The organism is Gluconobacter sp. ESL1110, assembly GCF_058107395.1.
Map to the genome: position 1 here is coordinate 56,071 of NZ_JBYLUK010000004.1, position 11,987 is coordinate 68,057.

Below are 11,987 nucleotides of genomic sequence, written 5' to 3' on the forward strand. Positions count from 1 at the left end.
CATGACAAGACGAGTGGACATGACGCGGCGCTTCACCATTACAACTCCGATTTTCTACGTGAACGGCGCTCCGCATATCGGGCATGCCTATACGTCCATCGCGGCGGACGTTCTGGCCCGTTTCCATCGCCTGAATGGTGAAGACGTCCTGTTCGTCAGCGGGACGGATGAGCACGGCCAGAAGGTCGAGCAGACCGCGACCGCTCAGGGCATGGATACGCAGGCCTATGCCGACAAGATTTCTGCGTCTTTCCGCCAGATGCAGCAGGACATGGCTATCTCCACGGATGAGTTTATCCGCACGACGGATGAGCGCCATAAGATTGCTGCAACGGCTCTGTGGGAGAAGGTTGCGGCCAACGGCCATATCTATCTCGGTGCGTATGAAGGCTGGTACTCTACGCGGGATGAAGCGTTCATTGGCGAAGACGAGTTGGTCAAGAAGCCGAATGGCACGATGGTTGCTCCATCCGGTGCGCCGGTTGAGCGCGTCAAGGAGCCGTCTTACTTCTTCAAGCTGTCCGAGTTTCAGGACCGTTTGCTGAAGCTGTATGAAGATAACCCAGACTTCATTGGCCCACATGGTCCCCGTCGGGAAATCGAAAGCTTCGTGAAGCAGGGGCTGAAGGATCTCTCCGTCAGCCGAACCAGCTTCAAATGGGGTATTCCGGTTCCAAACGATCCGGATCACGTCATGTATGTCTGGTTCGATGCGCTCGCCAATTATCTGACGGCTGTGGGTTACCCGGACCTGAATGATCCGCGTGCGAAGTTCTGGCCGGCTGATTTGCATATTGTCGGTAAGGAAATCGCCCGGTTCCATTGCGTGTACTGGCCAGCTTTCCTGATGGCTGCGGGTATCGAACTGCCGAAAAGCGTGTTTGCCCATGGCTGGTGGACGGTCGAAGGCGAGAAGATGAGCAAGTCTCTCGGCAATGTGTTGGACCCGAAGGCACTGGCTGATGAGTTCGGTCTGGATGCGCTGCGGTTCTTCCTGATGCGGGAAGTGCCGTTTGGTGGCGATTCAAATTTCAGCCGCCGCTCCATGATTACGCGCACGAATGTCGAACTGGCGAATGATCTTGGCAATCTGTGCCAGCGGACGCTGAGTTTGGTTGCACGCAATCTTGGTGGCGTCGTACCGGAGCGTGGTCCGCTGACAGAAGATGATCAGACCATTCTGGCGTCTGTTCAGTTACTCCCGACGCTTATGAGCGAACAGATTGAGCGCAAGGCGATCACGGATGCGCTTGAAGAAGTCTGGAAGATCATTCGTGCAGCCAACTCGTACATCGACCGTCAGGCTCCCTGGGCGCTGAAGAAGACCGATCCGGAGCGGATGGCGCATGTGCTGCGTGTGCTGCTGGATGTGATCCGCGGTATTGCGACAATGCTTCAGCCTTACATGCCCAACACCATGGACAAGATGTTGACGCAGCTTGGTGTGGAAGAGGGCGAGCGCACATTTGCGGCTCTTGAAACGCCGCTGCCGGGTGGCCGCACACTGCCGAAGCCGGAAGGGCTGTTCCCGCGCTTTGTCGTCGAGGACGCAGAATGACGGGACTGATTGACAGTCACTGCCATCTGGACCGTCTTGACGATGTGCCTGCCGCGCTGGACATCGCGCGGCAGTCTGGTCTGGACGGGATGATTACGATCGGAACGCGGTTTTCTCAGGCTGACACACAGATTGGCCTGACGCGGTTTGACACGCCAGATCTGCGCGTCTGGTGCGCGATTGGGACGCATCCTGATCATGTGGGTGAGGAGCGTTTGCCCTCCGTTGAAGAACTGGTGCGCAAGGCGGAACCGTCCTGCGTGGTGGCGATTGGCGAGTCCGGGCTCGACTATTTTCATAGTGGAGATGAGGCGAAGCCGACGCAGCATGAATCCTTCAGAACGCATATTGCTGCGGCTCGGGAAACAGGATTGCCGGTCGTTATTCATACGCGCCAGGCGGACGACGACACGATTGCGATCCTGCGGGATGAGAGCGGGAAGGGCGCCTTTCCGTTTCTGATCCACTGCTTTGCATCCGGACCAAAGCTGGCGGAAGCGGCTCTGGAACTTGGGGGTTACATCAGTTTTTCGGGGCTTCTGACATTCCCGAAATGTGAGGAAATCCGCGAAGTTGCGCGGATTGTGCCGGAAGACCGTTTGCTGGTGGAGACGGATAGCCCGTTTCTGGCGCCTGCACCCAAGCGCGGACGGCCTAATACGCCCGGATATGTGGCGCATACGGCAGCCCGCTTGGCGCAGGAGCGGGAAGTTTCGCCTGAACGGATCGCAGAGATTACGACGGCCAACGTGCATCGGCTGTTTATAAGGACGCGCCCGTGAAAGTCACGATCCTCGGATGTGGTGGTTCGGCGGGCGTTCCGATGCTCGGGGGGCGTGATGGCTCACAGACGGGGATCTGGGGGCACTGTAACCCGGACAATCCAAAAAACCGGCGGACGCGCTCGTCGATCGTGATCGAAGGTGAGGGCGGTTTTCGGCTTCTGGTTGATTCTGGCCCGGATTTTAGGTCTCAGATGCTGAATTGTGGCCTGAGCCACATTGATGCAGTGCTCTATACCCACCCCCATAGCGATCATATTGCCGGGCTGGATGATCTGCGCGCCATCAATCGCGTCATTGACAGACCACTTCCGCTATTGGCTTCGCAAAGCACTCTGGAAGAACTTAGACAGCGTTTTGCCTACGCTTTTGCCCCTTGGAAAGGGCCAGATTTTTATCGTCCGGTCTTTGATGAGCAGGTCGTTGCGGTGGGTCAGTCTGTTACTTTTCCGGGTCTTGAAGGGCGAGTTTTCGAGCAGCAGCATGGACGGATCACGTCTCTGGGGCTGCGATTTGGGAAGTTTGCGTATTCGACAGATGTTGAAACGCTGTCTGATGAGGCGTTGGAGCTTCTGGATGGTGTCGGAACGTGGGTTGTTGATTGTTTCCAGTATGAACCGCATCCCGCTCATGCGTGGCTGGAGCGTGTGCTGGAATGGCGCACGAAAATCAGGGCAGGGCGCACAATTCTGACCCATATGGGCACAGATATGGATTACGACATCTTGTGCAAAACGCTGCCGCCAGATGTGCGGCCAGCTTATGACGGAATGGTGCTGGAGTTTTGAAAACCGGGCAGGGGGCTGCCCGGTTTTTTTAGGATCAGAACGTGATCATCGCACCGGCAGACATGGTGTGATCGCTTTCGCGGTTCGGGCCGTGAGCAGCTGATTCCGTATGGGCATATTCACCCACGAGGAACATCCAGTCTGTCAGTGTGTAATACAGCGCGCCGACTTCGGACTCATTACGTCGCACCAGTGATGGATTGTCTTCGCCAGCCGCCTGATAAAGATTACTGACACCATAGCTTCCGACCAGCTTCAGGCGCGGCAGGATCTTATAGGATGCCTGAACATAGTAACCTTCAGAGTTCCGCTTGCGTCCGGTCTGTGAAATGCCGTCAAACAGAAGGCCGGTCGTGCCGAGACCGTTGCCGTAATAGTAGTACGCTACGCCTTCAAATGGTCCGCGGGACAGTTTCACGCCAACGTCGCCCGCGGCAACGGTTGCGCCTTTGCGACTGTCGGTTCCAAGGGTTGAACTGGTCAGGTTCTGGACGTGCTGTGTCAGGAAACTGGCCCAGAAGCGTGTGGTGAACCCGGCAATGGTGGTGTCGTAAGTGACTTTACCCTGAACCATTGGAGAACTGTGCTGTGTGGTTGTCGCGGATAGACCACCACCGGCGAAATTGAACTGATCCAGCGGTGTCATGATACCGAGAGAGCCCTGAAGACCATGCCATTTCGGGGAAATATATGTGATCTGCGGGAGCCAGTCAGTGTAGACATAGCCAACGCCGATACGGCCGAGTGAGGTATTGGCCGGATTGGCATTACTGCCGGTGCTGCCGACGCTGAGGAGCGTTGCATCATTCAGGATGGCATCGGAGGCAAACAGTGCAATGTCACGGCCGATCTTGATGGTTCCAAGTTTGTCGGTTCCGGCGGTCATATAGACCTGACGGAAATCGACGCCTGCCGTACCAAGACCAACCGGGCTACCACCAGAATTGGCGTTGAATGTACCAACATCCGCATTGTTCAGACCCGGGTACATTCCGAAAACTGCGCCGAGTTTGATCCCGTCCTGAACGGTGTTCAGCTTCAGGATCAGGCCGCCTGGCAGCAGGCCGTTACGAACGGATGAAGAGTCAAAACCGCTGGACCCTGTGGAGATGCCGCCTGCAACGGGGCGGCCACCGCCCGGGCTGTTATAGGTGTAGAAGCCGTTGATGAAGCCGGACAGATTAATTTCGATCTGACCAGCCTGAACGGTCACGCCTTTGCCTGCGACGTAGGGTTTGACCCTGACGATGCTGTCCGGGTCGTAATGTGCGAGCATGGAGCGTGCGTCACGTGCGCTGGCGGCAGCGTCCTGAGCCGCACGCTGCGCTGCCTGGGAGGCTGCAATGGTTGTGACATCCGGCGGCTCAAGAGAACCATCGTACTGATTGGGGTTGTATCGACGATAACGGTCGTGTCTTGCAGGGGGGCTGGATGTATCGTCCTGATTGGTCGAAGCGCTGGAAGAACGGCCATGCCTTAGGTGGTGTGCCAGAAGACTATTATATTCGCCGCGCGTCAGGCTGCCTTTGGCGCGAAGAATGTCCAGAAGTTCGGTGTAGTCATCCGCCTGTGCCGTTGCAGGGAGAACTGTAAGCGAGCCCAGAGAGAAAGCGCAGCCCAGAAAGGCAATCTGACGCAGAGAAAGGCGAGCCATGCAATGACCGTTCCATCGAGTGAGCCGGTCACGAAAATGCGTTCGGAGACCGGGAGAAATTGAACTTCGTTTCACGTTAGCGCCAAAACGGCCATTCTTTGCAACAAGTCATCGTGTATCACGAGTATGTGAGGAAGCGACGTCTTTTTGATATATAAGTTGGCATAATATATCTTATACGACATTCGTGTGAGCTGATATTGAACCTCTTCCGATGCTTGTAAAACTGAATTCCTGAGGCTTCCCAACCAACGTTTGTGGGACTTTCGCGTGGTTGTACGGCTATCGCATTGGTTGTCCTGGGATTTGGCACTTTGCCATATATGCCCATTTGGGGGAGTTTTCCGGGGATTTTTCCAAGAAAATATATCTTTGGGATCAGGTGATTTCTTTCATGGCAAAAAGCCACAAAGAATTATGTGATGAGGTCTATGGCTTTTTGCCATAGATTGCGATTGGGACATTTTGCCATAGATTTTCATATTGGCATTTTGCCAATGCCCTTCTCTTCCTCTTTACCCTACGTCGCACTGACCGCTACGAAAGGTTTTCCTCTTTCGCTTCCGAGGTCTGCTTTGACTGAAGTGCTCCCTAATGATCCCGTTATCGATGCCTTGACCGTCCCTGATCGTAAGGAGATCTTCGGTCATCCGCGGGGTCTTTGGGTTCTTGTCCTGACGGAAGGATGGGTCGCCTTTTCCCTTTACGGATTACAGTCCATTCTCGTTCTGTATCTGGCTGATCATCTTCTTCAGCCCGGACATATTGAAAATGTCTGGGGCATGGGAACTGTGAAAGCCGTTTTGGACATTCTTTATGCTCCTGTTGGGATTCAGGCGACAGCTGGTGCCATAACAGGACTATTCCTAGCTCTGATTTATGCGACGCCCCTATTGGGCGGCTTTGTGGCAGACCGGTTCCTGGGGAAAACCCGGACCATTCTCCTGGGAGCCATTCTAATGACGGTCGGGCATGTCCTGATGTCGTTCGACTGGAGCTTCGTGCTGGCTGTTGTTTTTCTTCTGTTGGGTATTGGAGCTGCCGGAGGGCTGCGGGCGCAGGTTGGTGCGCTTTATGCACTTGATGACCGTCGGCGGTCGGACGCTTATCAGATCTACTCTCTCGGTGTGCAGGCTGCCGTTATTGTGTCACCTGCCCTCTGTGGAATGTTGGCAATGAAAGCATGGCACTGGGGGTTTCTAACTGCCGGTCTGGGGATGCTGACTGGGTTGATTGTCTATCTCTTCGGGCGTCGCTGGCTGCCAGAAGATACGGTTTTCAAGGCTTCATCCCCTCGCCCGCGCCTGACATCCCGCGAGAAAAAAACGAGCGTCCTTCTGCTGGCGTTGCTGCCGGTGCTGGCTTTAGGTGCGCTGCCAAATGATGAGATCTTTGAGGGATATCTGTTGTGGGGGCGTGAGCATTATCAGCTGACGTTCTTCGGACATCTGTTCCCTGTCAGCAGTCTCGTCTCGTTCGATGGTTTCATCAGCACTTTGATGACAATTTCCGTACTGTGGTTCTGGCGAATGTATGCCCGACACAGGCCAGACCCGGCAGAAATCACCAAAGTGGCCATAGGCACTTTTATTGCCTCGTCAGGCCCGGCTGTTCTGGCGCTTGCATCATGGCTTTATCCTGAGCCTCATCAGATCAGCCTATTCTGGGGACTGGCTTTTCATATTATCAACGATATTGGCTTTAGTATGAGCTATGCCATTGGAATGGCAATGTATTCCCGTGCTGCGCCGGTGAGCTTGAATACGATTTTCGTAGCCTGTTTCTCGCTTCATCTCTTCATGGCCAATCTGACCATCGGTAAGCTTTCAACCCTGATCGGGCATATTGGAGATGTTCCCTTCTGGCTCCTCCACAGTGGAGCCAGCTTGGTTGCGGGGGTGATTTTGTTGACATGCTCAATTGTGTTCCGGAGCCTTTTGGCCCCGGAACATGTGCCTTCAGGGCGAGACAATCCGTCTCATATCCTGTGACGGAGCCAGTCTGACGCCTTCTGCCGTTTGCAGGACGTAAGGGTCCAGCAGTCCGTCTGCCCGCTTATTGCTGCGAGCGATGATAAGACGCTGAATGATCGGGTAGTCGTGGATCAGACGCTCAAAGACGGGCTTGGGAATGGCCAGCAAGTGGCTGAACTGAAGGGCGCGCACTGTACCGGGCATACGCTCGCTCCGAATGACGCTGGCCGCACCAATAAGGTCCCCGCTCCCGAACAGGATTTCCCTTTCAGGTAGGTGAACTTCCGCCAGTCCTGCCACCTGAGCGTAAACGGTTCGGACTTTCTGTCCGCGCTTGAACAGCACTTCCCCTGGAGACACGAAACGCATCGCTACCTTGCGGGAGAGTGTGTGTAAAACACTATCGGGCACGCCATTGAACGCCGGAAAAGCCCTCAAACGTTGTTCGATGCCGCTTTTCAGGTTGAACCGCAAAGGCGCTTCGAGGCGCGCGCTCCGACGTTCGATATCGCGATGGAGTTCCCTATGAAGTTCTTCGGAAATCAGGTTGTCCGCCTGGAGTGCGTCGTACTCCTCGTCTTCGAGACGAAGGGCGATCTGGCGCAGAATCCGGCTCTCCAGGGCTTCTGAGTACCCGGAATAATGGAGACGCAATGTTTCCAGTGCATCGTCGAGCAGCTTGCGCTGACGACCAAGAACTTCAGACACGATTTCCGTAATGCGTGGACCCAGTGTTGGTTCCATGCGCTGACGGACGAAGCGTTGCAGCGACAGGGAGACCAGATGTGCGATGATGAGCATTTCGAAGCGCTCCATCATTGCATACATCAGTGGCTCATCGAAATGGAAGCGACTGTGCAGATCCTGAGCAATCCGGAAGCGTAAAGGTGGCTGGAGGCGGCGCTTCAGGGCTTTGACGTATCCATACCGTCCTTCAAGACGGGCGCCATCAGACATGGCCTCGGCAGTGCGGAGAAGCGTCTCCATCACACGACGTGACAGGCCCTGGATGCGGAAGAGATCCAGAAGCAGAGAGCGCTCCTGATTGGCGATCGTGATAAGCGCGATATTCACGCGGGCCCGGTCACTCAGGGCAGATTCAAAATTATTGGCCGCCCTCTCCTTTTCTGCGCGCTTTTCAATGCGGCTGATGACGCCAATGCGTGTTTGCTCACTGAATCCCAGTTCGTCGGACATGACGCGGGTACGTTCTGCAACTTCGCCCAGACCAATGCCCAGAATTTGCTGACGAATAGCTTGATCAATTGGTGAAAGCTGATCGAGCTTCAGGAACAACACAAGAGAACGCAGCGTCGTGCCATTGACCAGCAGCGTGATCAGAACGAAGCCCGTTGCGATGATACCGATGAAGTGGGCAACCGGGCTGGAGACGCTCTGGTTCTCCGTCACGGCCAGCGCCAACGCCAGCGTGATGGCGCCGCGTAGACCGCCCCAGACCATGGTAGCCTTGAACGGTGTTGGCACTGGTGGGGAAAGCTTTGTGAAAGCAAGGATGGGAAGTAGGCCGAACACAACGGCACCGCGAGCCAGTAGCCCGGCCACACTGGCGATCAGGATCAGTACACAGTCCCAGCGGGTCATGCCGATCAGCAGGCGTGGTACCAGCATGGACGCCAGCAGGAACACGAGTGAACCGGCCCAGAAGACCAGTTGCTGCCAGAGGTCGTTGAGAAACCGCCAGACCTGCGGACGGAATGTCGAGGGTCCGTAAGCAGAGACTGTCAGGCCAGCAGCAGCTGTTGCCACCACGCCGGAGAAGCCGAGCATTTCGTCACACAGGATATAGACCGTGTAGGGCAAAGCGAGTGTTAGTGTGATTTCTGCGGCAGGTGCGCCACCCAGACCTGCGATCAGGAGCAGCGTCAGCCGACCCAGACAGACACCCACGACGATTGCGCCACCGAAGGCAGATGCGAAATCAACAACGGCCTCACCCAGATGGATGTGTCGGTGTGAGGTGACCGAGGCCAGCAGGATGGCGAAGATTGCGATGGCGGCTGCATCGTTCAGGAGTGCCTCGCCTTCAACAAGGCGCGTCAGTCGCGACGCAGCGCCGATTTCCCGGAAGATGCCGGCCACTGCGGATGGGTCGGTCGTGGCGACGATGGAGCCTAGAAGAAGACAGACAACAAGGCTTTGACCAGCAAAAGGGTAGAGCGCAAAGCCGATCGTCGCGGTTGAAACCACAACCGCGACAACGGCCAGTAGAAGAACAGTGGCCGTTTCATGCGCCAGACGTCTTACGTCAATGGCCATGGCGCCCTGAAAGACCAGGATGGGCAGGAAGATCAGCAGGAAGGCTTCGCTGTTGATCGGAAAATAGATCAGGGCTTCAGCCGCTCCATCCAGCAGGTCTGTGGCGGATGAGCGCACAATGAGCGATGCCGCCCCGCCCAGAACAATACCAGCGAGGGCAAGCAGGACCGTTTCGGAAATCTCAAGCCGTTTGGCCAGAGGCTGAATGATGCTGACGAGCGTGAGCAGGAACGCAATTGCGAGAAGAACGGCTGCAAGCCCTGTCACCATCATTGTATTCCGTACCCTTTTAGTTCGAATACCATCCTAGAGAGCGTTTCCGCTGTAAGATAGCGTTGTCTTCAAATTATGTGTCAGCGGCTGCAAGCCACTGTTTCACCTGACTTTCCGGGTCGTCTACGCGAATAAAATCACTGACGGCCGCCACGCTGTCCGCTCCGGCCTTCAGGCAGGATGGCAGACGTTCGAGCGTTATGCCGCCGATGGCGACCAGAGGAACGTCACCGCACAGTTCCCGCCATTCCGTCAGACGTTCAATGCCCTGAGGACCAAACGCCATTTTCTTCAGTTTCGTTTCCCAGATTGGACCAAGCGCAACATAATCCGGCTTGCAGGCCAGAGCGCGTTGCAACTCTTCATGACTATGGGTCGAGATACCAAGGCGGATGCCTGTCTGTCGGATGGCATCAAGATCAGCGGTATCAAGGTCTTCCTGTCCCAGGTGCAGCCATTCATAGCCAAGTTCGATTGCCAGCTCCCAGTAATCGTTCAGCACGAGGGCGACATTATGGCGTACGGCGAGTTCCTGCGCGGTTTCGATTTGCGCGCGCAGCTCTTCGGGTGGAAGATCCTTGAGGCGAAGCTGAATGAAGCGTGCACCCGCCCCCCCAAGACGCTCAACCCAACGGGGATGGTCAACAACCGGATATATCTTTGAAGGCAGACGGGACATCAGAGCATTTCTCCACCAAGAGTGCGGGCCAGACCCAGTGTCGGGGTCGAGGGCACCGCCATATCACGTTCTTCCATAGGGTCTGCCGCATACCCTGCCAGACCGGCCTCACATGCCAGACGAAAAGCTTTTGCCATCTCTGCCGGATTACCAGCTTTGGCGACGGCTGTGTTGATCAGGACGGCATCGAACCCCAGTTCGAAGGCGGCGGTCGCATGGGATGGCTTACCGATCCCGGCATCCACGACCATGGGCACATCCGGAAAATGTCCACGCAGAGCCCGCAGACCGAAAAGATTGTTCAGGCCCCTGCCCGAGCCAATTGGTGCGCCCCAAGGCATGAGAACTTCCGCACCAGCTCGTAGAAGGCGCTCCGCAACGACCAGATCTTCCGTCGTGTAGGGGAATACCTGAAACCCGTCTTCCGTTAGAATACGGGTTGCTTCCACAAGTCCGAACACATCTGGCTGGAGTAGGTCGCCCTGCCCGATGACTTCGAGTTTGATCCAGTTGGTTCCAAAGACATCGCGGGCCATTTGCGCCGTTGTGACCGCTTCCCGGACACCGTGGCAGCCAGCCGTATTGGGCAGGACGGGGACATCCAGACTTTGGATCAGCGACCAGAATGCCTGCCCGGCCTGAGCACCCGCAGATTCACGGCGAAGGGATACGGTCACGACGCCAGCCTGAGCGGCTTTAACCGCATCGGCAAGAATGGCCGGACTGTCATATTGCGCTGTCCCCAGCATCAGGCGTGAGGACAGTTCGGTGCCGTAAAATTTCATGCATCAGCCTCCCTGCATCGGGGCCAGAATTTCGAGGACGGCCCCCTCGTCCACAGCTTTGACGCTGCGCTGCGTTGCTGGAACGAAAAAACCGTTCAGGGCCGTAGCGACGCGGGCTTTCCCGTAGCCGAGTTCATCAAGAATGGCTCCAAGAGTTCGGGCGTGAACCTCTCTGGGCTCGTCATTAACGGTGATCTGCATGATGTCTCTCCCATCCAGGGGGGTACGAGGAAGAAAGGGTTCAGGCCCGATCTGTTCCGAAAATGATCTCACAGACTTCCCTTGCACGCGCGGGAGATAACAGGAACCCGTGACGGTACATGCCATTAAGGGAAATTTCGTTGCCTTCTCTTCGAACGCGCGGGACATTGTCCGGGTAAGCGGGTCTCAGTCCGGCATTGGCTTCCAGAAGTTCAGCCTCGGCGAAGGCTGGATGGAGCGTGTAGGCCGCGTTCAGAAGGTCCGTGATGGCGCGGACGGTGATGGCGCGGGTATCATCGCTTTCCACCATCGTGGCCCCTACCATAAAGACCGAATTGTCACGTGGCACGATATAAACCGGAATACGCGGATGCAGCATCCGGATCGGACGGTAAAGTGTGATCTCGGGACAGCGCAGAAGCACCATCTCTCCACGCATTCCTCGCAGATCTTTCTGCATCTCCCGTGCGGCGACACCTGTGCAGTCGACGATCCAGTCAAAAGAGGCCGTATCAATCGCAGCGTTGGAGACGATTATTCCACCATGGTGAGCCAGCTTGTCTCCAAGGGCTACCAGCGCTTTGCGCGGATCAACATGTCCTTCTTCCGCGAAAAACAACGCTCTGTCGAAGCGATCTTCCAGATCGGGTTCAAGGGCTCTGATGCGCTCAACGCCTATTGTCTCGAAGTGACTCGTTCTGCGCCCGAAGCGCGTAAGTTCAGGGGTGTCACGTGGTGGAGCTACTACGAGACTTCCGGCCTGCACTACATCCGGGACGTGGGATTTCCACCAGTCTAGTGATGACAGGCTGTCTTGGGTGACCTCATCGGGAGCTGACTCTGCCTCGCACCATGGGGCAAGCATCCCGCCCGCAAACCAGGAGGCTCCCGCCCCTATGCGACCACCAGCATCATACACAGTGACCTGGGCGCCGCACTCGGCAAGAGCAACGGCGGTGACCATGCCGGCCACCCCGGCTCCACGGACCAGAATGTGAGGTTCTGTCATGTTTGCCC

The 11,987-nt window shown here is 56.2% G+C and carries 10 protein-coding genes; 4 read left to right on the top strand and 6 right to left on the bottom strand.

Annotated features, from left to right (window positions below; all coding sequences use genetic code 11):
* Positions 1 to 19 precede the first annotated feature (19 nt).
* Genes metG through AC3B6F_RS01585 form a run of 3 tightly spaced genes read left to right on the top strand, consistent with a single transcriptional unit; the run spans position 20 to position 3,128 of the window.
* Positions 20 to 1,558 (top strand): methionine--tRNA ligase, encoded by a 1,539-nt coding sequence (gene metG, locus AC3B6F_RS01575; RefSeq protein ID WP_489823166.1) that lies wholly within the window; start codon positions 20 to 22, stop codon positions 1,556 to 1,558.
* Complete coding sequence (locus AC3B6F_RS01580; RefSeq protein ID WP_489823167.1) at positions 1,555 to 2,340, top strand: TatD family hydrolase; 786 nt, start codon at positions 1,555 to 1,557, stop codon at positions 2,338 to 2,340. Before metG ends, AC3B6F_RS01580 begins: the two co-directional genes overlap by 4 nt.
* Entirely contained in the window at positions 2,337 to 3,128 is a 792-nt protein-coding gene (locus tag AC3B6F_RS01585) for an MBL fold metallo-hydrolase (protein ID WP_489823168.1), read from the top strand. The genes AC3B6F_RS01580 and AC3B6F_RS01585 overlap by 4 nt, the downstream gene beginning before the upstream one ends.
* Before the next feature lie 34 nt (positions 3,129 to 3,162).
* Here the strand turns inward: AC3B6F_RS01585 and AC3B6F_RS01590 are convergent, their stop codons facing one another.
* Positions 3,163 to 4,782 carry a porin family protein gene (locus tag AC3B6F_RS01590; protein WP_489823169.1) on the bottom strand — a complete coding sequence of 540 codons (1,620 nt, stop codon included), beginning with the start codon at positions 4,780 to 4,782 and terminating at the stop codon, positions 3,163 to 3,165.
* 497 nt (positions 4,783 to 5,279) lie between these two features.
* On the opposite strand from AC3B6F_RS01590, the gene AC3B6F_RS01595 reads away from it, so the two are divergent.
* Positions 5,280 to 6,773: a peptide MFS transporter gene (locus tag AC3B6F_RS01595; RefSeq protein ID WP_489823170.1), complete on the top strand. Its 1,494-nt coding sequence runs from the start codon at positions 5,280 to 5,282 to the stop codon at positions 6,771 to 6,773.
* Here AC3B6F_RS01595 and AC3B6F_RS01600 read toward each other — a convergent pair.
* From AC3B6F_RS01600 to thiO, 5 genes are all read right to left on the bottom strand, one after another.
* Entirely contained in the window at positions 6,741 to 9,305 is a 2,565-nt protein-coding gene (locus AC3B6F_RS01600) for a cation:proton antiporter (protein ID WP_489823171.1), read from the bottom strand. The two genes, AC3B6F_RS01595 and AC3B6F_RS01600, sit on opposite strands and share 33 nt — an antisense overlap.
* A gap of 73 nt (positions 9,306 to 9,378) precedes the next feature.
* Positions 9,379 to 9,984: a thiamine phosphate synthase gene (locus AC3B6F_RS01605; protein WP_010501559.1), complete on the bottom strand. Its 606-nt coding sequence runs from the start codon at positions 9,982 to 9,984 to the stop codon at positions 9,379 to 9,381.
* On the bottom strand, positions 9,984 to 10,769 hold the full coding sequence (locus AC3B6F_RS01610) for a thiazole synthase (RefSeq protein ID WP_062505687.1): 786 nt from the start codon (positions 10,767 to 10,769) through the stop codon (positions 9,984 to 9,986). The genes AC3B6F_RS01605 and AC3B6F_RS01610 overlap by 1 nt, the downstream gene beginning before the upstream one ends.
* Positions 10,770 to 10,772: 3 nt before the next feature.
* A complete protein-coding gene (thiS, locus tag AC3B6F_RS01615; RefSeq protein WP_010501562.1) occupies positions 10,773 to 10,970 on the bottom strand; it encodes a sulfur carrier protein ThiS in 198 nt (65 codons plus the stop codon).
* Between the two features lie 40 nt (positions 10,971 to 11,010).
* A complete protein-coding gene (gene thiO, locus AC3B6F_RS01620; RefSeq protein ID WP_489823172.1) occupies positions 11,011 to 11,979 on the bottom strand; it encodes a glycine oxidase ThiO in 969 nt (322 codons plus the stop codon).
* Between the last annotated feature and the right edge of the window lie 8 nt (positions 11,980 to 11,987).